This window comes from Bradyrhizobium sp. th-b2 (assembly GCF_000426785.1).
Lineage (GTDB): Bacteria > Pseudomonadota > Alphaproteobacteria > Rhizobiales > Xanthobacteraceae > Bradyrhizobium > Bradyrhizobium septentrionale.
The window spans coordinates 186,607-211,365 of the sequence record NZ_AUGA01000005.1; the positions used below are offsets into that span (position 1 = coordinate 186,607).

Annotated in this window: 20 protein-coding genes; 13 read left to right on the top strand and 7 right to left on the bottom strand. The window is 64.7% G+C overall.

Annotated features, from left to right (window positions below; translation table 11 throughout):
* Positions 1–12: 12 nt before the first annotated feature.
* Both K359_RS0110395 and K359_RS0110400 read left to right on the top strand, forming a co-directional pair.
* On the top strand, positions 13–1,119 hold the full coding sequence (locus tag K359_RS0110395; RefSeq protein ID WP_029079282.1) for a glycoside hydrolase family 5 protein: 1,107 nt from the start codon (positions 13–15) through the stop codon (positions 1,117–1,119).
* 93 nt (positions 1,120–1,212) lie between these two features.
* The gene (locus K359_RS0110400; protein WP_245284566.1) at positions 1,213–2,715 is read left to right on the top strand and encodes a hypothetical protein; all 1,503 of its coding nucleotides are present in this window, start codon (positions 1,213–1,215) and stop codon (positions 2,713–2,715) included.
* A gap of 52 nt (positions 2,716–2,767) precedes the next feature.
* Here K359_RS0110400 and K359_RS0110405 read toward each other — a convergent pair whose 3' ends face one another.
* Positions 2,768–3,367, bottom strand: a complete 600-nt coding sequence (locus K359_RS0110405; RefSeq protein ID WP_029079284.1) for a DUF1080 domain-containing protein — start codon at positions 3,365–3,367, stop codon at positions 2,768–2,770.
* A 216-nt stretch (positions 3,368–3,583) separates the two neighbouring features.
* On the opposite strand from K359_RS0110405, the gene K359_RS0110410 reads away from it, so the two are divergent.
* Positions 3,584–4,054, top strand: a complete 471-nt coding sequence (locus K359_RS0110410; RefSeq protein ID WP_245284567.1) for a cupin domain-containing protein — start codon at positions 3,584–3,586, stop codon at positions 4,052–4,054.
* Between the two features lie 23 nt (positions 4,055–4,077).
* A complete protein-coding gene (locus tag K359_RS0110415; protein ID WP_245284568.1) occupies positions 4,078–4,452 on the top strand; it encodes a hypothetical protein in 375 nt (124 codons plus the stop codon).
* Here K359_RS0110415 and K359_RS0110420 read toward each other — a convergent pair.
* Complete coding sequence (locus K359_RS0110420; RefSeq protein ID WP_029079287.1) at positions 4,426–8,535, bottom strand: GAF domain-containing protein; 4,110 nt, start codon at positions 8,533–8,535, stop codon at positions 4,426–4,428. The two genes, K359_RS0110415 and K359_RS0110420, sit on opposite strands and share 27 nt — an antisense overlap.
* A gap of 402 nt (positions 8,536–8,937) precedes the next feature.
* Between K359_RS0110420 and K359_RS0110425 the strand changes: the two genes are divergently transcribed.
* From K359_RS0110425 to K359_RS0110440, 4 genes are all read left to right on the top strand, one after another.
* Positions 8,938–9,990, top strand: coding sequence for an Ldh family oxidoreductase (locus K359_RS0110425; RefSeq protein WP_029079288.1), 1,053 nt, complete (start codon positions 8,938–8,940; stop codon positions 9,988–9,990).
* A gap of 24 nt (positions 9,991–10,014) precedes the next feature.
* The gene (locus K359_RS0110430; RefSeq protein WP_029079289.1) at positions 10,015–11,382 is read left to right on the top strand and encodes an LLM class flavin-dependent oxidoreductase; all 1,368 of its coding nucleotides are present in this window, start codon (positions 10,015–10,017) and stop codon (positions 11,380–11,382) included.
* Between the two features lie 12 nt (positions 11,383–11,394).
* Complete coding sequence (locus K359_RS0110435; protein WP_029079290.1) at positions 11,395–12,192, top strand: fumarylacetoacetate hydrolase family protein; 798 nt, start codon at positions 11,395–11,397, stop codon at positions 12,190–12,192.
* A gap of 543 nt (positions 12,193–12,735) precedes the next feature.
* Positions 12,736–13,920, top strand: a complete 1,185-nt coding sequence (locus tag K359_RS0110440; protein WP_035976410.1) for a serine hydrolase — start codon at positions 12,736–12,738, stop codon at positions 13,918–13,920.
* Between the two features lie 393 nt (positions 13,921–14,313).
* Here K359_RS0110440 and K359_RS0110445 read toward each other — a convergent pair whose 3' ends face one another.
* Positions 14,314–15,234, bottom strand: a complete 921-nt coding sequence (locus K359_RS0110445; RefSeq protein ID WP_029079292.1) for a LysR family transcriptional regulator — start codon at positions 15,232–15,234, stop codon at positions 14,314–14,316.
* Positions 15,235–15,366: 132 nt separating this feature from the next.
* On the opposite strand from K359_RS0110445, the gene K359_RS0110450 reads away from it, so the two are divergent.
* Positions 15,367–15,768, top strand: a complete 402-nt coding sequence (locus K359_RS0110450) for a hypothetical protein (protein WP_245284569.1) — start codon at positions 15,367–15,369, stop codon at positions 15,766–15,768.
* 60 nt (positions 15,769–15,828) lie between these two features.
* Complete coding sequence (locus tag K359_RS51640; RefSeq protein ID WP_035976411.1) at positions 15,829–16,371, top strand: hypothetical protein; 543 nt, start codon at positions 15,829–15,831, stop codon at positions 16,369–16,371.
* Between the two features lie 199 nt (positions 16,372–16,570).
* Here K359_RS51640 and K359_RS0110460 read toward each other — a convergent pair whose 3' ends face one another.
* Positions 16,571–17,026, bottom strand: a complete 456-nt coding sequence (locus tag K359_RS0110460) for an Lrp/AsnC family transcriptional regulator (RefSeq protein WP_029079294.1) — start codon at positions 17,024–17,026, stop codon at positions 16,571–16,573.
* Between the two features lie 156 nt (positions 17,027–17,182).
* Here K359_RS0110460 and K359_RS0110465 point away from each other — a divergent pair, with 156 nt between their 5' ends.
* Entirely contained in the window at positions 17,183–20,812 is a 3,630-nt protein-coding gene (locus K359_RS0110465; RefSeq protein ID WP_029079295.1) for an indolepyruvate ferredoxin oxidoreductase family protein, read from the top strand.
* Here the strand turns inward: K359_RS0110465 and mctP are convergent.
* The 3 genes from mctP to K359_RS51645 all read right to left on the bottom strand — a co-directional run bounded on the left by mctP (position 20,783) and on the right by K359_RS51645 (position 23,147).
* Positions 20,783–22,273 carry a monocarboxylate uptake permease MctP gene (mctP, locus tag K359_RS0110470; protein WP_029079296.1) on the bottom strand — a complete coding sequence of 497 codons (1,491 nt, stop codon included), beginning with the start codon at positions 22,271–22,273 and terminating at the stop codon, positions 20,783–20,785. The two genes, K359_RS0110465 and mctP, sit on opposite strands and share 30 nt — an antisense overlap.
* 10 nt (positions 22,274–22,283) lie before the next feature.
* Positions 22,284–22,469: a DUF3311 domain-containing protein gene (locus tag K359_RS0110475; RefSeq protein ID WP_029079297.1), complete on the bottom strand. Its 186-nt coding sequence runs from the start codon at positions 22,467–22,469 to the stop codon at positions 22,284–22,286.
* A 138-nt stretch (positions 22,470–22,607) separates the two neighbouring features.
* A complete protein-coding gene (locus K359_RS51645) occupies positions 22,608–23,147 on the bottom strand; it encodes a tripartite tricarboxylate transporter substrate binding protein (RefSeq protein WP_256375145.1) in 540 nt (179 codons plus the stop codon).
* A gap of 311 nt (positions 23,148–23,458) precedes the next feature.
* Here K359_RS51645 and K359_RS0110485 point away from each other — a divergent pair, with 311 nt between their 5' ends.
* Together K359_RS0110485 and K359_RS0110490 are read left to right on the top strand one after the other, a co-directional pair.
* Positions 23,459–23,953: a hypothetical protein gene (locus tag K359_RS0110485; protein ID WP_029079298.1), complete on the top strand. Its 495-nt coding sequence runs from the start codon at positions 23,459–23,461 to the stop codon at positions 23,951–23,953.
* Positions 23,950–24,471 carry a hypothetical protein gene (locus K359_RS0110490; RefSeq protein WP_029079299.1) on the top strand — a complete coding sequence of 174 codons (522 nt, stop codon included), beginning with the start codon at positions 23,950–23,952 and terminating at the stop codon, positions 24,469–24,471. Before K359_RS0110485 ends, K359_RS0110490 begins: the two co-directional genes overlap by 4 nt.
* Positions 24,472–24,759: the final 288 nt, after the last annotated feature.

The window sequence follows — 24,759 nt, forward strand, 5'->3', positions numbered from 1 at the left end:
AGTTGATCGTCAATGACACGACCATCGATATCAGCCATCGTCGCCGCCGCTTCCATCCTGCTGTGTGGCGCGGCACGAGCTTGCCCTGACCTGATCGCGGGCGTCCCGGCGGACCGGCTCAAGGCACTGTCCCGCGGCGTCAACGCCGATGGCTGGATCGCCGATCCGCGGTCAGGGCCGCCGCGCAGCCTGTTGCTGCAACTGCGCAAGGCCGGCATGACCCATATCCGGCTGCCGGTGCCCGCCGACTTCGTCATGCCGCGCTTCGCGACGAAGGCGGAGATCGACCGCCGTCTGCACACCGTCGATGCCGCGCTGAAGACTCTGCTTAATCTTGGCTATGCCGTGTCGGTCGACCTGCATTCGGGCGAGCGCTTCAATGCCCTGCACAAGGGCGATCCACCCGGTGCGATGACTGAAATGAAAAGCGCCTGGGGTGAACTTGCGCGGGTGATGCAGCGCTATCCCTCCGATCGCGTCTTTGCGGAGCTGTTGAACGAGCCTGATGTCGACGCCACGCAGTGGCAGGGCGAAGTCCGGGAGCTCGCCGGATTCATTCGCCGGCTGCTTCCGCAGACGACGCTGATCACGGGGCCGGTCAACTGGCAGCGCGCCGATTCCCTGCCGGGCTTCACGCCGCTCGACGATCCGAACGTCGTCTACGCCATCCACTTCTACGATCCGATGGTGTTCACCCATCAGGCGCATTGGGATCCCAGCGAACCGCTGCATGACGTCACCGGATTGCCCTATCCGATGCAGGCCGACGATCCCAAGGTTCAACAGTTGCGGGAGCAGCTCGCCGCGCTGGACAAGCGCAAGGCGCTTGCCATGCTGGACACGGCTATTCCCGATCGCGGCATTGACAAATGGCTCGCGCCCGCAGCCGCCTGGCAGCGGCAATATTCGCGTCCGATCATCATCAACGAATTCGGGGTGCTGAAGGCCGGGGCTCCGCGCGACAGCCGTCTGCGCTGGCTCGCCGGCGTAACGGACTACGCCCGGCAACATTGCTGGGGCTGGACCCATTGGGAAATGATGCAGGGTTTTGGCATCGCCGACGCCGTCACCGGCAAGGCTGACCCCGAGGCGCTGAAGGCGCTGCTCGGGACGCGCTAGCTCACTTGGTTAACTTAATCTTACACAATGCGCGGCTAGATCGACGATGCGGAATTGGCACGCCGGACGTCCGGTCATTTTAGGTCAGAGCTCGTGCGCGCAGAGATAGCCCCGCGGCCGCTGTTGGCCGGCGACCTCGTTCCTGCACTCGGCATCGCCGTGGCATCGATCGCGTTCGCGCCGATCCTGCAGGCAGCCAACGCTGGCCTGGCGATCGCCGTCGAGAGCCTGATCGGCTGCGCCATCGTGCTCGCGGCGCCGGCCTATGCGCCGTCGATCGCCGTCTTCATCATCTTCTTCCAGAATCTGTTCGTCTCGATTCTGTCGTCCTACATGACGACCGAGCAGGAGATGGATTTCGTCAAGGGCTACAATTTCCTCGTTTGCGCGATGATGTGGCTGGTCACGCTGGCGCTCTATGCGCTGCGCGAGCGCAAGCATTCGCCGGAGATCGACCGGATCATGAAGTGGGGGTTAGCTACCCTCGCGGTCGTGACCGCGTATTTCCTGCTCGGCGCCGTGCAGGACTCGCATGCCGCACTGGTCTATCTGCGAAACATCGCGCTGCCGCTGTTTCTGTTTCAGCTGTCCCTGCTCACGGCCGCAACGTTCGAGATCCGCATCACGCCCTTCCTGGTGACCGTCGCCACGCTGCTGATCGTCTGCGGATATGTCGAACTGCTGTTCCGCGATTTCTGGCTCTCCATCACCAACGGCTACACGTTCTGGCACTTCGACGAGTTGAAGGCGAGCCGCTCCGGATCCTGGGAAGCCGAGATGCGCGCAACCGGCAACGTCCCGGTGGATCTGATCGACCGCTTCCGCTTCAGCTTTCTCAACAGCCCGCTGTTCGAGGATCTCGGACTCTCATCGTTGCTGCGCATCTTCGGGCCGAATATGAGTCCGATCAGCTTCGGCTACGGCGTGGCCTTCTCCATCCTGTTCCTGTTCGCGGTCGGATATCGCTGGCTGGCGCTGGCCGCGATCCCGCTGCTGATCTGCTGCAGCGTGAAGGGCGCGCTCGTCCTGGTCATCTTCGTAGGCCTGGCCTGGACGGCAACCTGGCTGCTCGGCGCGGCGATCACCCTTGCCGTCGCGCTCGTTGGGCTCGTGCTGTACGCCGTCGCAGCCATCCGTATCGGACTCGAGATCGGCGACTTTCACGTGATCGGCTTTATGGGCGGATGGGATGGCTTTCTGCAAAACCCGATCGGCCGCGGACTTGGGGTCGGCGGCAATCTCTCCGAGGGTTACTTCTCGATCGACTGGAACGCCGCGCAGGCGGCCGGCACGATGGACGGCGCGGTGGAGAGCGCCGTCGGCGTCTTGCTCTACCAGATGGGCATCGGCGCAGTGGTGCCGCTCGGCTTCTTCTTCGCGATGGCGCTGAAGGCTTGGCGCCTCTACGCGTCCTCCGGAATTCTCATCCAGGGGCTCGCCGCGTTCGGCACGATGGTCGTGCTGGTCAACGGCATCTTCCAGGAAGAGGCGCTGTTTGCGCCGCCGGCGCTCGGGCTGTTGCTGTGCCTGACCGGGCTCGTGCTCGGCCATCATTTGCGCACGCAAGGCGACGACCGGAACACCACCGCGCGATAGCGCAAGACGAAGCCCGGCCGCGCTGCGACCGGGCCCCGTTCGACTTGCGCCGTCAGAGCGCCTTGATCTGCACCTTGCGGAACTTGACCACGCCTGAACCATATTGGAGCGCGACATAGCCGTTGGCGTGCTTGGCGTCCTGGGCGTCGACAGTCTTCTGGCCGTTCAGCGTCACCACGAAATGCGGGCCCTGCGCCGTGATCTCGTAGACGTTCCACTTGCCCGCCGCCTTCGGCATCGGATCGACCTTGCCGACGTCGACGATCGCGCCGGTACCGTAGGTAGGGTCCGGCCGCTTGTCGAAGATGTTGACCTCGTAGCAGACCTTGGAATCGATCATTTTGTTGCCTTCGCAGCGGATGAAGACGCCGCTGTTGGCGTCCTCGTCGGTCCAGAACTCGGCCCGGATCTGGAAATCCTTGAATTGGGTCTTGCTGACGAGATAGGAGAGATCCTTGCCGTCGAGCTTGTCGGCGACCAGCGCGCCGTCCTTCATTTCCCAATTGGCCTTGCCGACCTCGTCCCAGTCGCCCTTCCTGGAGCTGTCGAGCAGCGTGACCCAGCCGTCATCGCCCGATGCGGTGGTGGAAAATTGCAGCGCGGCCGCACCGATCACAAGTCCCGCGGCAAGTATCGACAGATGCTTCTTCAAGGTCATCCTCCCGTTTTGGTCGGCGCGCAACCTATCATCGTCTGCAGCGGCGTAAATCCGTTTTTCATGTTGCAGCTGCGTTGTGTCACGGACTGATGTCGCAATCTTGAGAGCAGACATGCGCGGACGCGTCTTGTCCGGCGCAAGCGAGAGCGACTAGCATCGTGCGCATACGGGCGCGGCAGTTGCCCGAGAGAACTGATCTGGGAGAATGCAATGACGGCGTCGAACCGGGCCTGGCGATACCTGATGATGCCGCTGGCCTTTGCCGGGATGCTGAGCGTCAGCTCCGCGGCCGAGCTCAATCCGGCCGCCGTCACCTACAAGCTGCCGGACCAGATTCCCTGGAGCCCGGCCGATGCGCGCGGCGCGCAGAATGCCGTCGTGGTCGGCGATCCGTCGAAGCCCGGCTTCTACATGGTCTACACCAAATGGACCAAGGGCAATCATTTCAGCCGTCCGCACTTCCATCCGAACGATCGCTACATCGTCGTGCTCAAGGGCACCTGGTGGGTCGGCTCGGGCCCGAAGTTCGATCCCGATCACGGTACCGCGGCGATGCCGGCCGGAAGCTTCGTCACCCATTTCGGCAAGCAGGTGCATTGGGACGGCGCCAAGGACGAGGACGCCGTGCTGCTGATCATGGGCGAAGGCCCGGCCACCTCGACCGAAGTGGAACAGAAGTAGCCGCGTTGCGCGCGGTGGCGGCGATGCTATCATCGCGGCCCGAGGAAGGGCTTTTGATGCATCCCGCCGCCAAGCTGCAATTCGCCCGCATTGTCGACGAGTTCGCGCGCTGGCGCGCCATTCCCGAGCCGGACCGACCGCCGGCGCCGGCCTGGTGGTGGGGCCCGGCGTTCGAGATGCGCGATGCCGTCGAACCGCTGCCGGCCGTGTGGTGCCGCCGGTTCCGCCTGGCGGACGGTGCGCGCTTTGCGGAGGCCTCAGTGGCACTGCGCCAGACGCTGGCGGGCCAGGCGACACCGTCCTGGCCGTATGATTTCTCGCGCATGATCGCTTCGACCGATTCCGACGTCCGCGACCTGCCGGTGCAGCCGTCAGACGACAGCGCGTTTCCGCCCTAGATCCGGCTCGGCCTCGCTCATCGCCGCCTCATCCAGCGCCGGCTGCAGCGGCGGCGACACCAACGCCGGCGACGTCTTCAACAGCTCGGCGAGATCGCGCGGCGGCAGCGGCCGGCTGAACAGGAAGCCCTGCATCTCGTCGCAGGCGTGCGCGCGCAGAAACTCCTGCTGCTCGGAGGTCTCGACGCCCTCGGCGACGATGGTCATGCCGAGCGCCTTGCCCATGCTGATGATCGCCTGCGCGATCGCGACGTCCTCGGAGTCATTGGGCAGATCGCGCACGAAGGAGCGGTCGATCTTGATGGTGTCGATCGGGAACTGCTTCATCAGCGACATCGACGAATAGCCGGTGCCGAAATCGTCGATCGCCAGCCGAATGCCGCGATTCTGGATCGCGTCGAGCACGCGCACCGCGCGCGTCACGTTGCGCATCACCATGCTCTCGGTGACCTCGAGCTGCAGCAGCGACGGCGGCATGCCGCTCGCCGCCAGCGCCTCGTCGATGTCGTCGAGCAGATGCGGATCGCCGAACTGCCGCGGCGAGAGGTTGACCGCCATGGTCACCGCCTTGAGACCGCGGTGCTGCCACGCCATGTTCTGTGCGCAGGCTTCCTTCAGCACCCAGCGGCCGATCGGCACGATCAGCCCTATTTCCTCGGCAAGCGGAATGAACTGCCCCGGCGAGACCTTGCCGAGCTCAGGATGGCTCCAGCGCAGCAGCGCCTCGACGCCGCTGATCTGACCGCTCGCCATGTCGATCTTTGGCTGATACTCGAGCGAGAACTGGTCGCGCTCCAGCGCGCGGCGCAGCGCGCTCTCCATCGTGAGGCGCTCGATCGACTGCGCCCTGACCTCGTTGGAGAAGAAGCGGAAGCCGTTCTTGCCGTCCTCCTTGGCGAGATACATCGCCATGTCGGCATTCTTGGTCAGCGTCTGCACGTCGGAGCCGTCGGCGGGATACATCGCGATCCCGATCGAGGCCGTGGTGTGGCACTCATGCCCGCTGAGCTGCATCGGCTGGCTGAGCGAGACCAGGAGATCGCCGGCAATGCGCTCGACGTCACCGCGTTCTGTGGTCTCATCGAGGATGACCACGAACTCGTCGCCGCCGAGCCGCGCCACCACGTCGCTCGCGCGCAGCGATCCGCGCAGCCGCTCGGCGATCGCCACCAGCAGCATGTCGCCGGCGTCATGGCCGAGCGAGTCGTTGATGATCTTGAAGCGGTCGAGATCGATGAACAGCACCGCAAGCTGCCGGCGATGGCGGTCCGCCGCCGAGATCGCGTGACGCAACATCTCGTTGAACGTCTCGCGGTTCGGCAGATTGGTCAGGCTGTCATGCGAGGCAAGATATTCGATGCGCTCGTCGGCCTTGTGCTTCTCGTCGGCGCGGTCGAAGCTTTCGAGCGCGAACGCCAGATTGTCGGCAAGGCGCTGCAGCAGTTCGGCGAACTCCGGCGTGAACGTGTCCTTCTCGATCGCGACGAAGATCATGACGCCAACCACCCGCCCGCTGACGATCAGCGGGAACGAGGCGCCGGACTGCGTTCCGTCGAGGCGTGCCCGCTCATGGAAGGCGGCGGTCTCGCTATCGGCAAAATAATCGTTGATGATGCAGGCCTTGCCGGAGCGGAACGCCCGGCCGCAGGCGCCGCGCCCCTCGGGATGCGCCTCGCTGGTCGAGAGCGTCACCTGGCGCGCGCCCTCCGCCGCCGGGCCCGCGATCGCAACTATCCGGAGATAGTCGCTTCCGGGCTGCGCCAGCACGATGGTGGTCGAGGTGAACTTGCCGCCGGTCGCCGCCGCCTCGCAGACCAGTTGATAGAGCTCGGCGCGGGATTTCGCCCGCATGATCGCCTCATTGGTCGCGCTCAGCGCCGCGAACATCCGCGACAGCCGCTCCTTCTGCTCGTCGGCCCGCGCCTTCTCGTCGGCGCGGTCGAAATTGACCAGCGCAAACGACACGTTTTCGGCGAGCCGTTGCAACAGCGCCATCATCTCGGGGCTGAACGTGCCGAACTCGCTGGACAGGAACACCAGTGCGCCGATCGCCTCGCCGTTCTTGAGCAGCGGCAGCGCCGCGCCGGACTTGCTGCCGCTGTCGCGGACGACCGGGTAGACGTGCGAATCGGGGCCGAAATCGCTGAGATAGTCGTTGCTGATGCAGGGCCTGCGGGTGCGGATCGCAACGCCGGTCAGCGTCTGTCCTTCCGGACGGGTCGCATCGGCCGACAGCAGAACCTCGCGCGCCCGCACCCGGTCGGGGCCGGAGGCCGCCACATTGTCCAGGAAGGCTTCGCCCGGGCGCACCAGCCTGATGGTGGCCGAGATGAACTGACCGCCGACCGCCGCAGCATCGCAGACCAGATCGAACAGCTCGCTGCGGGATTTCGCCCGCATGATCGCCTCGTTGGTCGCGCTCAGCGCCGCGAACATCCGCCGCAGCCGTTCCTTCTGCTCCTCGGTTCGCGCCTTCTCGTCGGCGCGCTCGAAACTGCCCAGCGCATAGGAGACGTTGTCGGCGAGCCGCTGCAACAGCTCGCCGAATTCGGACGAGAAGGTGTTGCGCTTGGCGGAGATGAACAGCATCACGCCGACCGGCTCGTCGTCGACGATCAGCGGAAACGCCGCACCGGACCGTGCATCCTCGCGGTCGATGACGTCGCGGAACGGGTTGTTGGCGACGTCGCCCAGGAAATCATTGTTGCTGCAGGCGCGCCGGGAACGGTAGGCCCTGCCGCAGACGCCGCGTCCCTCGGGCCGCGCCTCGCTGCGCGAGACGGTGAGGCGGCGCGCATTCTCCGCGGTCGGTCCCGCGACCGCCATCATCTCCAGATAATCGTCGCCGGGCTTGGCGATCAGGATGCTGGTGGAATTGAACCCGCCGCCATGCGCCGCCGCCGCGCAGACCAGCTCGAACATCTCGAGCCGCGACCGCGCACGCATGATCGCCTCGTTGGTCGCGCTCAGCGCCGCGAACATCCGCGACAGCCGCTCGCGCTCGGCATCGGCCCTGGCCTTCTCGGTGGCGCGGCCGAAATTGTCGAGCGCGACCGAGACGTTCTCGGCGATCCCGGCCAGCAGCGTGATAATCTCGGGGTCGCGCGCCCAGGAATTGCCGGTAAAGAAGATCAGGACGCCGACGCTCTTGCCGAACCGGGTGAGCGGCAGCGCGACGCAGGCCATCAGGCCGCTGCCGCGGGTTGGCGGCGCGCTCGCCGAGATCGGAATGTCGTGCTCGACGCACGGCCGCTGGGTCCGGAATGCCTCACCGCAGATGCCTTTGCCGTAGACATTGTCGGGATCGGCCGAGAAGCGCGTCTGCGTGATCAGCTCGAGCGCCTCGCCGGTGCCGGCGACGGGCTCGAGCCAGTGCGTGTCGGGTTCGGCCAGCAGCACCACCGTGGCGAAGGATTTTCCGCTGAACACCGCGGCATCGCAGACCCGCTGATACAGATCGTGCTCGGTCTTGGCGCGAAGGATGGCCTCGTTGGTCGCGCTGATCGCGCCGAACATGCGGTTCAGCCGGCGCATCGCCCGCTCGCCGCTCTTGCGCGAGGCCTCATGGTCGAAATTGTCGAGCGCGTAGGACACGTTTGCGGCCATGCGCTCCAGCAGCGAAACGGTCTCCTCGCTGAGCGAATTGATCTCCCGCCGCGTCACCATGAAGACGCCGACGCTGCGCCCGTTGCAGACCAGCGGCATCGCCGCCGCTGCCCCGACACCGGCCGCCGCGGCGCCGCTGCGCCAAGCCACTGAGCGGGCATCGTTGACATAGTCGTTGCTGACGCACGCCGCCTGATCGCGGAACGCCCGCCCGGCAACGCCTTCCCCTTCCGGCGCGTTGGCGAGCGTGGAAATCGTGATGCTGCGCAGACGCGCGACGTCGTCGCCGTAGCCGGCCGCGAAGGTCAGCAGACCGGTATCCGGCTCCAGCAAGAACACGGTCGCAGCCAGGAAGCCCCCGCTCGTGAACGCGGCTTCGCAGACCTGTCCGTACAATTGTTCTGGTGATTTCGCGTACAGGATCGCTTCGTTGGTGGCGCTCAACGCCGCGAATGTACGCCCGATGCTCGACTGCACGTTCTCTGAAGGCCCCGGGGCCAACCCCTCCAATCTGGCGAGGAACATTGCCCGCGAGAGGCCTAAGTGGTGGTTAGCGTATCCGGCAAGTTGCGTGACAAAGTAAACGGCTGACGAACGCGCCAAGCCGTTTTCAGGGATAATACGGACCCCTGTGTACCAGGCTGAGGCGGAGGGCCGCGAGGCGCTGATCGCCGCCCGGCCCAGGCCGTCGGAGCCGTCAAATTCCGCATCGCGACCGCGCCCGTTCCATTCGGTGAAATCACGCCTGCGAGCACCCTGCTCCCGGTATGGCGGACCGGATTTTCTGGCCTTGCTCGGTAAGCCGCGCTTTGACAGCATGACAGCGACAACAGCAAGCAAGACCCGCGCATCACGCGGGCAGACCGCGAGGAAAGCCCCATGCCGATCGTTCAGGCCGACCGTCTCACGCGCATCGGCGCGGCGCTCCTCAGGGGCGCCGGCGCATCGGAGGAGGAGGCCAACGCGGTCGCCTCCGGCTGCGTCAACGCCAATCTGGCCGGCCACGATTCCCACGGCGTGATCGCGATCCCGACCTATATCGACCGCATCAAGGCCGGCCAGATCGTCCCCGGCGCCAAATGGACCATCGTGCAGGAGACGCCGACCACGACCGTGATCGACGGTCATTGGGGGTTCGGCTTCCACGTCAACGCCAAGGCGATGGAGATGACCATCAACAAGGCGAAGACCGCCAATGTCGCGGCCTGTACCGTGTTCCGGCAGAGCCATGTCGGACGGCTCGCGCATTATCCGCTGATGGCGATGCGCGAGGGCATGATCGGGATCGCCGCCGCCGATTCCGGCCGCTCGCCGAAACATGTCGCCCCGTTCGGCGGCCGCGAGGCCCGGCTCGGCACCAACCCGCTGTCGATCGCAGTGCCGTCCGATCTCGAGGCGCCGTTCTATCTTGACATGGCGACCTCGGCGGTCGCCGCCGGCAAGATCCAGCTCGCGGTGGCGCGCGGCGAGACCATCCCGAAGGGCTGGATCATCGATGCCGACGGCCGCGACACCACTGACCCTGCGGACTACCGCAAGGGCGGTGCGTTGCTGCCGCTCGGCGGCACCGAGGGCTACAAGGGTTCGGGCCTTGCCGCGATGGTCGAGGTGCTGTGCGGCCTCTTGACCGGCCTCGGCTTCGGCGTCGAACCGACCGGTCGGCACAATGACGGCTGCTTCATGGCGGTGTTCAACGTCGCTGCGTTCCGACCGCTCAAGGACTTCAGGAAAGAAGTCGCCGACTTCGCCCGCTATCTGAAATCGACACCGCCGTCGGAGGGAAGCCGCGGCGTGTTCTATCCGGGCGAGATCGAGCATCTGCGCGAGTTGGAGCGGCGCAAGAACGGCATCGAGATCGAGGACGCGACCTGGGAGAAGCTGAAGGCGCTCGCCGCCGATTACAAGCTCACCGAAGAACTCGACCTGCGCTGACGCGTTGGGCCACAGGAGAACGACATGACACGGCAAATGGCGCTGGTTGGCTTCCTGCAGGCGCAGAACTGTACCAATCTGCCGGGCTCCTGGCGCCACCCGGAGTCGCGCGACGATTCGATGTCGGCGGACTACTACCAGGAGATCGCGCGCATCCTGGAGCGCGGCAAGTTCCACATGGCGTTCTTCGACGATCGCCTGGCAATGCCCGACCGCTACAACAATGATCACGCCCACACCGTCGAATACGGCATCCGCTGCGTGAAGATGGATCCGATCGTGGTGCTGACCACGATGGGCATGGTCACGACCAAGCTCGGCCTCGCCTCGACCGCCTCCACCACCTATTTCGAGCCGTTCGACGTCGCCCGCCGCTTCGCCACGCTCGACCTGATGACGAACGGTCGCGCAGCCTGGAACGTGGTGACCTCGGTCAATGACGGCGAAGCGCTCAACATGGGCAAGGCGCAGCATCTCGAGCACGATCACCGCTATGATCGCGCCGACGAATTCATGGAGGTGGTGCTCGGCCACTGGGATTCCTGGGAAGACGGCGCGCTGGTGATCGACAAGACAAGCGGCCGCTTTGCCGATCCGACCAAGGTGAAGCGGCTCGACCACAAGGGCGCGTTCTTCGCCTCGCGCGGCCCGTTCACGGTGCCGCGCTCGCCGCAGGGTCATCCCGTCGTGATCCAGGCCGGCGCCTCGGGGCGCGGCCAGCGCTTTGCCGGGCGCTGGGGCGAGGTGATCTTCACCGCATCGCGCAACCTCGCCAGCGCCAAGCAGGGCTACGACGCGATCCGCGGCGAGGCCATCAAGGCCGGCCGCGATCTCGGCCAGATGTTCCTCTGCAATCTGATCACGCCGATCGCTGGCGCCACCAAGGCCGAAGCCGAGGATCGCATGGCCGTGATCCAGAAGCTGCCGCTCGAGATCGACGCACTGTCCCTGCTCGCCGAAGCGCTCAATTTCGATTTCGGCGCCAAGCCGATCGACGAGCCGCTGACCACCGAAGAGCTGCAGGGCATGCAAGGCATGATCGGCATGCGCGACGGCGTGCTGCGCGCATCCGGCAAGACCAATCCCTCGACCCGCGACTTCATCACCTTCTCCGGACGCGCCCAGGTGCAGGACGCCATCGTCGGCGGCCCGAAGGAGATCGCCGACCGGCTGGAAGAAATGTTCGTCGGCCGCGGCTGCGACGGTTTCGTGGTCGCGGCGAGCTATGTGCCGGGCTCCTATGCCGACTTCGTCGACCACGTGGTGCCCGAGCTGCAGAAGCGCGGCCTGTTCCACAAGGATTACGCCGGCACGACGCTGCGCGAGAATCTCGGGCTCAAGCGCCCCGCCGCCGGCGCCTGGAAGATGCGCGCGCAAGCCGCCGCAGAATAGAAGGACATCATCATGCGCTGGCTGAAATTCACCGCCGCGGGCACCACCCCGGGTACTACGTCTTGGGGCCTCGTCGAAGGCGACACTGTCATCACCGTCAACGGCGATCCGTTCGGTGAGTGGAGCAGGACGTCGAAGACCCACGCGCTCAAGGACATCAAGATCGAGCTGCCGTTGATCCCGCGCACCTTCTACTGCGTCGGGCTGAACTATTTGAAGCATCTCAAGGAAGCCGCCGACAAGGTCGGCACGGTGCCGAACGTGCCCGACCACCCCGAGATCGGCTACCGCGCGCAGAACGCGCTGATCGCCCATGACGATGATGTCGTGATCCCCGCAAGTGCGACCGAGAAGATCCATTATGAGGGCGAGCTCGTCGTCGTGATCGGCAGGAAAGCCAAGCACCTGACCGAAGCCAATGCGATGGACTGCGTGTTCGGCTACACCATCGGCAACGACGTCTCCGAGCGCAGCTGGCAGAAGGCCGATCGCGGGCTGTGGCGGTCGAAGAACGCCGACACGTTCAAGCCGATGGGCCCTTGGATCGAGACCGACGTCGATCTCGACCGCATGGAGACCATAATCCGCGTCAACGGCAAGGAGACCGGCCGCTTCCACACCAACGACATGATCTTCGGAATCGTCCCGTTTCTCGTCGAGCTGACGAAATACTTTACGCTGTCGCCCGGCGACGTGATCTGGATGGGCACCGACGGCGCCTCGCCGGACCTCAGGGACGGTGACGTGGTCGAGATCGACATCACCGGCATCGGGACATTGCGCAACAGGTTCGTGAGGGAGACGGTGTGAGGGTGGGCGACTTGCCCACCAGCGTCCATCGCGCACAATTGCTCGTCCCGTCATCCCCGCGCAAAGGCTTTGCCTTTGTCGCTGGAGGTGCGAGCCTTGCGGCGCACTTGCGCCGCTGGGCGCGCCTCGAAGGATGCACGGCCCGGCTTGTGGCCGTCGACCCTTCGAGACGGCCGCTTCGCGACCTCCTCAGCGTGACGGTGGTAGAGCCCAAGTGCGCGCTTCCCTCCATCTCGTCGTCCCGGCGAAAGCCGGGACCCATAACCACAGGGTCGCGTTGTTGAAGCGAGCTGCGGCCCCAGCATCGCGCAACGATGACCATCGGTGGTTATGGGTCCCGGGTCGCGCTTCGCTTGCCCGGGACGACACCGTGTGTGGTCGCCGGTGAGTCACACGTCCACAATCTCGCGACATTGACAGCTTTTGCCGATTTGCCCGTCGGGCCATCGTGACGGGGTCACACAACCGCTTTTCTTGATGTGACAGACGCAGGACAACCGCAATACGGTGCGGCCACCCGTTCTCTGCACAGGACAGGCAACCATGCCATTTTCACGCCGAACATTGCTTCAGGGCTCGTTACTCTCCGCCGCGGGGATGGCGTACGGCCCGTCGCCGGCGCTTGCCGAGCAGCCCGCCGAACTTCCGACATCGGAGCAGCGCCAGCAGATGGCTGGCCTGGCCACCGACTTCATGAAGGAGTACGACGTCCCCGGTCTTTCCATCGCTGTCGCAATCAAGGGAAAGCCCGTCTATGTGGAGGCGTTCGGCGTTGCGAATCGGGAGACCGGTGAAGCATTGACGCCGCAACACCGCTTCCGGATCGCGAGCATCTCGAAGCCGGTGACCTCGACCGGAATCTTCACCCTGGTCGAAGCCGGCAAATTGCGGCTCGGCGACTATGTGTTCGGCGCAGACTCCATTCTCGGCAAGGACTACCCGACGACGCCCACCCTGCAAAGCTTGATGCCGTCAGGCTCGTCTCGCTCGCTTGTCGAGCAGATCACGACCGAGCATCTCTTGACCCACACCACCGGGACCTGGGGAAACCAGTTTCGCGATCCGATGTTCATGAACCAGGACATGAAGCATCGCGAGCTGATCAGCTGGACGCTGGAGCATATGCCGCTCACCAACCCTCCAGGCGAGTCCTACGCCTATTCGAACTTCGGCTATTGCATCCTCGGACGCGTGATCGAGAAGCTCAGCGGCCAGAGCTACGAACAATACATCAAGGACTCCGTCCTGAAGCGATGCGGCATCGCCGATATGCAGATTGCCGGCAATAAGCTAAGTGAGCGGGCAAGCAACGAGGTCAGATATTACAGCCAGACCGGCGGCGATCCCTACCGGATGAACGTCGCCCGGATGGATTCTCACGGCGGCTGGATTGCGACGCCGGGCGATTTGACGACTCTGTTCGTCCATATCGACGGCTTCAAGGACACCGAGCAGCTGCTGACCGACGACAGCCTCCGCGTCATGAGCACCCCCAGCGCCATCAACCCTCGCTATGCCAAGGGCCTGTTCATCACAGCGAACAACAATTGGTGGCACAGCGGCCTGCTGGACGGAACGACGACGATCTCGGTGCGAACCAGCGGCGATTTCTGCTGGTCGGCGTTCACCAACACCAGATCGCGAGAGGGCATGACCCGCGCTCTCGACCTGCTGGTCTGGCACATGATCAAGACGGTGCCCGACTGGCATCCTCAGAAGCGCGCGTAGACTTCTCGCCATTCCAGCGGCGTCGGATGGGTAGAGCGCAGCGAAGCCCATCAATTTCGAATCTGTGGCACGATGATGGGTATCGCTTCCGCCTTCGCCCTTCGAGCTACAGCGGATAAGTCGCTCCACCCATCCTTGGACTCAGTGATTGGCGCGTTAGGGAGCCACCGGCGAAAGGGTTCCCTCCCCCCTTGCGGGGGAGGGCTAGGGAGAGGGGTGCCACACGACGCGCGTTCTCCGCATCTGTCGCGACGACAAGCCAAACGAAATTTGCGCGGGCAATGCGCTCATCGAACGGCTGAGCCCACGGCTTACCCCTCTCCCCAACCCTCCCCCGCAAGGGGGGAGGGAGCCTGACCAACGTGCTCACCTCACCGTCATTCCGGACTGAGCTCAGCGCGCGGCCGTCGGCCGGCTCTTCACGTGATCGATGAAGGCCCGCAGCTTCGGCATGATCTGGCGATGGCCGGGATAATAGAGGAACACGCCCGGCGTGATCGGCGCGAACGGCTCCAGCACGCGGATGAGCTTCTTCTCCTTCACGGCGCCAGTGATCAGCGGTGCCGGCACCTGCGCCAGCCCCACACCTTCGATGGCCGCGCCGACCAGCGTCGGGAAGTCATGGCCGATGAAGGATCCCGATACGGCCAGCTCGATCGAACGCCCCTCGTCGTTCAGCGACCATGGCGCCAGCCCGCCGTTCGATCGCCGCAGCCGCAGGCAGGTGTGTTCGCGCAGATCGTCCGGACGCCTGAGCCGGCCGCGGTGCGCGAGATAGTCCGGACTGCCGACGATGGCAAAGGGGAACGGCTTCGTCAGGCGCACCGCGACCATGTCCGGGTTGATGAACTGGCCCATCCGGATGCCGGCATCAAAACCCTCGGCGGCGATGTCGACCAGTTCCTCGCTGGCGGCGAGCTCGACCTCGATTTCGGGATAGGCCTTGCAAAATGAGGCGATCAGCGGCTCCAGCAGGATCGGCACCACCGAGCGCGGCACGGTGAGACGCAACAGCCCGGCCGGCTTCTGCCCGAGCTCACGCGCCGCCCCGCTTGCGGCGACCAGCTCCTCGAAGGCAGGCCGTGCGCGCGCCAGAAATCGTTCGCCGGCTTCGCTCAGGCCGACGCTGCGGGTGGTGCGGATAAAGAGCACGGCGCCGACCCGAGCCTCGAGCGCGCGCACCGCCTGACTGATCGCCGACGGCGTCACCCCGAGCTCGGCGGCGGCGCGACGAAAACTGCGGTGCTGCGCGACGGCCAGGAACGCCTCGACCCCGTCAAGGGCACCGTGCCGGACTGTGAAGTTCTGCTTCATGGCCCGTCAACATTATCGCGAATAGTCGCACACGGAAAGCGGTCGTACATCGGAGGCACAAGCAGCCGCACCGCGACGCGCGCTGCTCCATTCGACATCACGACATCCGTCGTGAGCGGAGACATGCGACCAATGAAAGCATTCCGTCACACCCTCCTCGCCCTCACCCTCACTTTGACAGGCTTAACCTCCATGACCGCTCCTTCCCTTGCCCAGGCACAAGCCACCTCCACCATCACCACCGGCGTGATGGTCATCCTCACCGTCAAGCCGGGCGTCACCCGCGAACAGGTGATGGCCGTGATGCCGGATGAAATCCGTCAGACCGTGCAGCTCTATCTCAATGGCAAGGTGCGCGAATGGTATTCGAAATCCGACGGGCGCGGCGTCGTCTTTTTGCTCGATGCCAAGGATACCGCCGAGGCGCACGCGATCATGGAGGGCCTGCCGCTCGCCAAGCAGGACCTGATGGACCACGACTACATCGCGGTCGGCCCGCTGCTGCCGCTCCGCCTGCTGTTGGCCAAGCCTTGAGCGTCAAGCCTTGAACGCAAGCCAACCGAACCGGATCGACAATCACCGAGGAAACCGACCGTGCCCCCCAGCTTCAACCTGCCATTCGTCCTCAGCGTCGCCGGCGCCTTCCTGACCAGTGCCGTGGTGGCCGTCATTTATGTCTGGCCCGCGCTCCGCGCGATGCCGCGTTATGACGCGTTGAGACTTCTCGCGACTTTCCATGCGTTCAGGTTTTTAGGCATGAACTTCATGGTGACAGGGTTCGTGTCGCCGCAGCTGAGTGCGGATTTCGCCGGCCAGGTCGGATGGGGCGATCTCATCGCTGCCGCGCTCGCACTGCTTGCCATGACCGCACTGTCCTGGCGCTGGTCGATTGCCATGCCGATGGTGTGGATCTTCAATGTCTGGGGCACGCTGGGTCTTCTCAACGCCTACTATATGGGCGTGAAGATCGGCGATCCCGGCCTGTTCGGCGCCGGCATCTATATTCCCGCGCTCTACGTGCCGCTGCTGCTGGTCAGCCATGTCATGGTCTTCATGATCCTGGCGAGGAGCGCATCAGCAGAGGCGCGGGATGGATCGAGCGACGCGGCACCGGTCAACCCATCCGCGGCACGATGATGGGTTTCGCTGCGCTCTACCCATCCTAGTGCTACATCAACATCGTCGTCCCGGCGAAGGCCGGGACCCATACTCCGCAGCGGATGTCGTGGACGGGATCCGTCGTTCCAGTGCCGCGCAATAATGCGCATTCGTGGTTATGGATCCCGGCCTGCGCCGGGACGACAGCGCGCATGTGGCGTGGCCGTCGCGGCACACCTCAAAACGGCAGCGCCACGCCGGTCTTGATCTCCTTCAGGATCACATTGGTGCGGACGTGGCGGATGCCGGGGATGCGGAACATGAACTCGTCCAGGAATCTATTGTAGGCGTCCATGTCGCGCACGACGACGCGCAAATGATAGTCGGCATCGCCCGTGGTCGCGAAGCATTCCAGCACCTCGCGGCGCTGCATCACCCGCGCGACGAACTCGTCGACGAATTTGACGTCGTGCCGCTCCAGCGAAACGTGCAGGATCGCCGACGTCGCAAAGCCCGCCTGCTGGCGCGCGACCAGCGCCGAATAGCCGGAGATGACGCCGGACTCCTCAAGCGCGCGGACCCGGCGCCAGCACGCCGAGGTCGACATGCCGACGGTTTCCGCAAGCTGCTGGTTGGTAGCGCGGCCGTCCTTCTGCAACTCGGCGAGGATTTTTTCGTCTTGCTCTTCAACCATCGGGCAACTCTCGTTTCGGTATAACGTACCGATTTCCTTTCAATTTCGAAATAATCTACCACAATTGGTAATCGTGAAGAATAGATAGGTAAGACCTACCAGGCCCCCAGGCATAGCGTTGTCGGATCAGAAATTGCGATTCCAGGAGGCTCAGTCATGGGCCAGATGCCGCTGCTCGACGCCTATCAGCTGTCCGAGCGCTACAGCCGCGAACGCGGCCGCGTCTTCCTCACCGGCACGCAGGCGATCGTGCGCATCGCGCTCGACCAGATCAGGCGCGACCGCGCCGCAGGCCTCAACACCGCGGGCTTCATCTCCGGCTATCGCGGCTCGCCGCTCGGCGGCGTCGATCTCGAATTGTGGAAGATCGGCGAGCGGCTCAAGCAGAGCCGCATCGAATTTCTGCCCGCGGTCAACGAGGACCTCGCTGCCACCGCGGTGCTCGGCTCGCAGCAGGTCGAGACGCAAAAAGACCGAGAGGTCGATGGCGTGTTCGGGCTGTGGTACGGCAAGGGCCCCGGCATCGATCGCTCCGGCGATGCGCTGAAGCACGGCAATGCCTATGGCTCCTCGCCGCATGGCGGCGTGCTCGTTGTCGCCGGCGACGATCATGGCTGCGTGTCGTCCTCGATGCCGCACCAGTCCGACGTCGCCTTCATGAGCTGGTTCATGCCGACGCTGCATCCGGCCGATGTCGGCGAATATCTCGCATTCGGCGAATATGGCTACGCGCTGAGCCGGTTCTCCGGCATGTGGGTCGGCTTCAAGGCGATCTCGGAGATCGTCGAATCCGGTGCCTCGGTCGAGCTTGCGCCGCCGCGCGTCTTCGCGCAGCCAGAGTTCGTGCCGCCGCCCGGCGGCTTGCATTATCGCTGGCCGAATCTGCCGGGGCCGCAGATCGAGGAGCGGCTGGAGGCCAAGAAGCACGCGGTCTACGCCTTCGCAAAAGCCAATCCGATCGACCGCCGCATCTACGACATCAGAGATGCGACCTACGGCATCGTCACGACAGGCAAGGCGCATCTCGATCTGATGGAGGCGTTGCGGCTGGTCGGCCTCGATGAGGCCGCTTGCCGCCGCTTCGGCATCGACATCTACAAGGTCGGCATGGTGTGGCCGTTGGCGCTGCACGATGCGATGGAGTTCGTGAAGGGCAAGCGCGAGATCCTGGTGGTCGAAGAGAAGCGCGGCATCATCGAGAGCCAGTTCAAGGAATATTTCTACGACTATCCCGGGTCGAAGCCGGAGCGGATGGTCGGCAAGCATGACGAAAACGGCGCGCGGCTGATCTCCTGGATCGGCGAGTTGTCGCCCCGGATGCTGGCGGACGTGCTGGCGCGGCGGCTCGATCCGATGTTCCCGGAGCTGCAACTCGCGCGCCGCGTTGCCGCGCTTGCGCCCGAGCAGGACCGCACGATCGCCGTGCCGGGCGCGACGCGGACGCCGTATTTCTGCTCGGGCTGCCCGCACAACACGTCGACCAAGGTACCCGAGGGCTCGAAGGCCTTGGCCGGCATCGGCTGCCACTTCATGGCGAGCTGGATGGACCGCGAGACCTCGTCGCTGATCCAGATGGGCGGCGAAGGCGTCAACTGGGCGGCGTCGTCGAGATTCACTGGCAATAGCCATGTGTTCCAGAATCTCGGCGAAGGCACCTACTATCACTCGGGCTCGATGGCGATCCGGCAGGCGATCGCCGCGAAGGCCAACATCACCTACAAGATCCTGTTCAACGACGCTGTGGCGATGACCGGCGGCCAGCCGGTCGACGGTCCGGTCAGCGTGCACGCGATCGCGCACTGCGTCCGTGCCGAAGGCGTTTCGCGGATCGCGCTGGTGTCCGATGACCCCGCGCAGTTCTCGCCGGCGGATTTGCCCGAAGGCGTCACCATCCATCCGCGCGAGGAGATGGACGCCGTGCAGCGCGAGCTGCGCGAGATCGCGGGCGTCACCGTGCTGATTTATCAGCAGACCTGCGCCACCGAAAAACGCCGGCGGCGCAAGCGCGGCACGATCACGGATCCCGCGCGTTTCGCCGTCATCAACGACCTCATTTGCGAGGGCTGCGGCGACTGCTCGGTGGAATCCAACTGCCTCAGCGTCGAGCCGAAGCAGACGCCGTTCGGCCGCAAGCGCAAGATCAACCTCTCGACCTGCAACAAGGACTTTTCCTGCCTCAACGGCTTCTGCCCGAGCTTTGTCACCATCGAGGGCGGCAAGCGGCGGGCGAAGGGCGCAAGCGCGATCGATCCGCTCGCGCGTGCCGCTGCGCTGCCCGCGCCGGAGCTTGCGCCGCTCGACAAGCCCTACGATCTGCTGGTGACCGGCGTCGGCGGCACCGGTGTCATCACGGTCGGCGCGCTGATCGCGATGGCCGCGCATCTCGAGGGCCGCGGCGTCTCGGTGCTCGACTTCACCGGCTTCGCGCAGAAGTTCGGCCCCGTGCTGAGCTATCTGCGGCTTGCGGCAGCGCCCGAGGCGCTGCACCAGGTGCGGATCGACCAGGGCGCGGCGGACGCGCTGATCGGCTGCGATCTCGTCGTGAGCTCGTCGGCCAAGGCCTCCGGGACCTATCGCAGGGGCATGCGCGCCGCGGTCAATCTGGCTGAAATGCCGACCGGCGATGTGGTGCGCTTCCGTGACGCCGACCTCGCCTCGCCGGTGCGGCTGCGCGCCATCGAGCGGGTGATCGGATCAGGCAACCTCACCGCGATCGACGCCAATGCGCTGGCCGAGCGGCTGCTCGGCGACAGCGTGTACGCCAACATCATGATGCTCGGCTTCGCCTGGCAGCAAGGCCTGGTGCCGGTCTCGCTCGACGCGCTGACCCGCGCGATCGAGCTCAACGGCGTCGCGGTCGAGCGCAACAAGCAGGCGCTGGCCTGGGGCCGGCTCGCCTTTGCCGATCCGGACTTCTTGCCGAAAGCCGAGAATGCCGACGCCAACGCACCCGAAACGCTGGAGCAAATGATCGCACGGCGCGCCGATTTCCTGCGCGATTATCAGGACGAGGTCTATGCCGCGCGCTATCGCGCGACGGTCGAGCGCGTCCGCCGCGCCGAGGCGGCGCTGGGCAGCGACCGCGAAGGAGGAGCGCCCCCTCTCCCGCTTGCGGGGGAGGGTTGGGGTGGGCGTGTCTCCACGAGTCGTATTGCGGAGAGAGCCCCCACCCGTAACGCATCTATCGATGCGCAAGCGGGAGAGGCGGACCGAGCTCGCGGCGAGGCTAATCTCCCCCTCACCGACGCCGTGGCGCGGTCGCTGTTCAAGCTGATGGCGTACAAGGACGAGTATGAGGTGGCGCGGCTACATATGCAGACGGGCTTCCTCGACGAGCTCAGCAAAGAATTCGATGGCGACTTCACGGTGCAGTACCATCTTGCGCCGCCGTTGCTGCCGGGTCGCCACGATGCGCGGGGACGGCCGCGCAAGCGCGCATTCGGCCAGTGGATCCAGACGCCACTGCGATGGCTCGCGGGCCTGAAAGGGCTGCGCGGCACGCCGCTCGACGTGTTCGGCTACACCGCGGAGCGCCGCGCCGAGCGCGCGCTGATCGGCTGGTATGAGACGTTGATCGATACGATCATCGGCAATCTCGACAAGACCCGCCTGCCCGATCTCGTTGCGATTGCAAAAGCGCCGATGGAGATCCGCGGCTACGGGCCGGTGAAGGACGCCGCGATCGACAAGACCAAGGCGGAAGTCGCGCGGCTGACCGCGCGACTTGTCGCCATCCCACCAGATGCCGGCGACGGCTCAGGCCGCCGCGCTGCGCTTGGCGGGTGATATCAGGCCGACCACGACGGTCGCCGCCACCGCGACCACGATGTTGAGCAAGAGCGCGCCGAGCCCGACATAGAAGCTGTAGCTGGAACCGCCGAGCAAGATGCTGGCGAGCGGCTTCAGCCCGTTGCTCCATGACGTGTACGTGCCCCAGCCGATGCCGGCGGCCCAGCCGAGCAGCAGGCCCTCGGCGCGGAACCAGACGGTGAACAGGCCGAACACCAGCGCCGGCAGCGTCTGCACGATCCAGAGGCCACCGAGCAGTTGCAGGTCGAGCGCATATTGCGTCGGCAGGAACAGGATGAAGGCCAGCGCCCCGACCTTCACCACCAGCGACGTGATCTTGGCCACCGACGCCTCACCGGCATGCGAGATGTCCGGATTGACGTAGGACTTCCAGACATTGCGGGTGAACAGATTGGCGGCGCCGATGCTCATCACCGCCGCCGGCACCAGCGCGCCGATCGCGATCGCCGAGAATGCGAAGCCCGCGAACCATTCCGGGAACAGCGTCTTGAACAAGGTCGGCACCACGTCGTTCGGCGACGTCACCTTGATGCCTGCGGCATAGGCCATGTAGCCGAGCAGCGCGATCAGACCGAGCAACAGCGTATAGGCCGGCAGCAGGATCGCATTCTTGCGGATCGTATCCGCCGACTTCGATGCGAAGATGCCGGTCAGCGTGTGCGGATACATGAAGGCGGCGAGCGCGGAGCCGAGCGCCAGCGTCGCATAGGGCAGATATTGCCCGGGCTTCAGCGTCAGTCCGGTAGCGCCGCCCTTCGCCGTGAAGGCGTCGTTGGCGGCCGAGAACACCGCGCCATAGCCGCCGAGCTTGGTCGGCACCACGATCACCGCCGTCAGCACCACGATGTAGATCATGATGTCCTTGACGAAGGCGATCAGCGCCGGCGCATGCAGGCCGGAGCTGTAAGTATAAAGCGCGAGGATCACGAAGGCCGCAATGATCGGCAATTCGCCGGTCAAGCCCATCGCCTTGATCACGACCTCCATGCCGATCAGCTGCAGCGCGATGTAAGGCATGGTCGCAACCAGGCCGGTCAACGCCACCGCGAGCTCGAGGCTGCGCGAACCGTAGGCGCCGTGGACGACATCCGCGGCGGTGACGTAGCCGTTGGCATGCGCCTTCTTCCACAACACCGGCATCACAGCGAATACGAAGGGATAGACGATGATGGTGTAGGGCAGCGCGAAGAAGCCGTAGGCGCCGACCGCATAGACCAGCGCCGGCACCGCGATCACGGTGTAGGCGGTGTAGAAATCGCCGCCGACCAGGAACCAGGTGATCCAGGTGCCGAACTGGCGGCCGCCGAGGCCCCATTCGTCGAGATGCTCGCTGACCGGGCCGGATTTCCAGCGCGCAGCGAAGAAGCCCATCACGGTGACGAGGGCGAAGAAGAAGATGAAAACGGAAAGCGCCACCCAGGCGATATGATCGGTCATGGCCGTCCCCTCACCGCGTCTCGTCGGCGTCGGGCCGGCGGCTGCGATAGACCAGCCAGATCAACAGCGAGGAGATCGGCACCCAGGCGAGCTGGTACCAGTAGAAGAAGGGAAAGCCGAACAGCGACGGCTCGAGGAAATTATAGAACGGCACCCACAGCAAGCCGATGAACGGCAGCAGCAACAGAATCCACATGGCCTACTCTTTAACGCACGGAATAAGGCGGGAAGTTCCGTTGAATCTCAACGATCCAGGAACCCGTGCGTTGCGTCTAGAATCACGGTTACGGCAATGCGACGCAAAAAGACGTGATCGTCATCTGGCGCATGCCGCCTATTCGGCCTTGATGCCGGCGTCCTTGATCACTTTGCGCCAGCGCGCCTCTTCGCCGGCAAAGTAACGGTCGAGCTCGGCCGGCGGCTGGGCCACCATCACGAGGCCCTCATTGACGCTGAGCCTCTTGAAGGCCTCCGCCTGCACGGCCTTGGCGGCGGATTTGTTCAGGCGGTCGATGATCTCAGGCGGCGTGTTTGCAGGTGCGTAAAGGCCGTACCAGGATTCCGCGGCGTAGCCGGATACGCCGGCTTCCGAGACCGTCGGCAATTGCGGGAACGAGGCCGAACGCTCGGCCGAAGTGACTCCGATCGCACGCAGCTGCCCGGCCTCGACCAGCGACGCGCAGCTTGCCACCGTGGTGAACATCACCTGGATCTGGCGGCCCATCAGGTCAGTGATCGCGGGCGCCGCGCCCTTGTAGGGTGAACGACTTAGCTCCCTGTTGCCGAAATATCGCTGTGTTTTGAATAAGTTGTGGAAAACGCTCCGGGCGCGTGTCCTGCGCGTGTCCCGGCGAGAATTCGAGCCCTGATGCATGGGGTTCAAGCCGATGGCCCGGCGGATCGCGGCGCGTGGCCGCCTGTGAGCGCGGGCGCTGGTGCCCGGTGTCTGGAGCCCCTGCCGCGTCGGGCCGCTGTACGACCGTTTAAATCGGTTCCGCTTATCAATGGGTCAGTCTCGCTGCTGGAGCATCGCGACGCTCCGTTCGCGGCGAGCGCTGGCGATGGCGTGATGGCTGTAAGGGCGCGCCGTGGTGACCCGCTCGCGTCCGCCGAGACTGTGGATACCGGCGAACACTGCGCCCGCCGCCGTCGAACCCGGTCTACGCTGTCACAGGGGGATGGAAAATGAAGCCTGCACTGTGGTTGCTCTTGGGGATCGTGATCGGTGGCAGCGCGGGCTGGTACGGGCGCGGCCTTACCGAGCAAGACGCTCGCGCCAGCACAAACTTCAACTTCAACGACAAGCTTGCCGACCGGCAGTACCCTTACCTCAGCGCGAGCGGCAGTTGGCGAGGTGGCGACTTGGCCAACAAGGTCAATGCCGTTCGCATTGTCTGCGATGCGGCTGAAAAGAACTGTGATCTGCAGCAAGCCGATGTGATGTCGCTGAGCGGCGGGCCGCTGCTTTCGATGTACAGCAAGTCATTCCGCATCACGAAGGTTGATGACCAGAGCGTGGTCGCTGAGGCGTTGCCAGACGTGTGCATTCGCCAAACGCTGACTTTCGACCGTGCGGCAAAGGCCGTGACGATGGTGCGGACCAAGATCAACCGGGAAGATGCCTGTTCGATTGTGCAGGATGCGCCGCTGTCGCTGTATCTTGGAGAACCGCTGCGTTGACGACATGCACAAACACCGATGACGACCAGCCCGATCTTGTCGATGAACACTTTCGTCCGTTCGTGCGGGCGCTCGGCAACTTGGTGATTACCTTCGCATTGTGCGAGGCGAGCTTGCTGGAGCTGGTGTCGGAAATGCTCGGCGATGACGAATTGAAGGCGGTCGCCGTCCTGAAAGCTCAAGATGCGAAGGATCAGGTTTTGTCCTTGATCCGCTCGCTCGGGATCGACGGGTACGACCTCGAAGAATTGGTTGAGGGGGTCGATATGTTCTGGACCGACAAAGCCGCTCGCAACCGCTTGGTCCATGACGAGTGGTACCCAAGCCTCTTAGGCTTAGAGTTCGGAAATGTCGGGATCAGAGGGTTAACTCGCGCTAAAATTCCCAAAGAGGTGTTTGGGATGGTCGATGTTGCCGATGTTTGGCGGTTGGCCCTGCGTTTCCGCGACTATGACGGCCTCTTCTCGCACCGATCCTATGTCATTCAGCGGCAACGAGAAGGGCGGAGCGCGGAATGATGTCGCGGCGGTGATGCCGCGATGCCGTCCGCTGTCGATACGGGCCGTTGCCGGTCGCGCGTGATGGCGGTGCTGAACCTTGTTTAGTCTCTGACAAGGTTTCCCGATGTCGGGAAGACTGCGGTCTGCGCGAGCGCTGGCGATGGTGACGCGATGGTGACGCGGTGGTGCTGGCGGTGCCTGCCGTCGCGACTGATGGTGATGCGGTGCGACTATCAGTCTGATGCGCGAGCGCTGGCGAAACTGCCCGGCTTTTGCTTGCCGGGCGGTTTACCCCTCATCATCGTC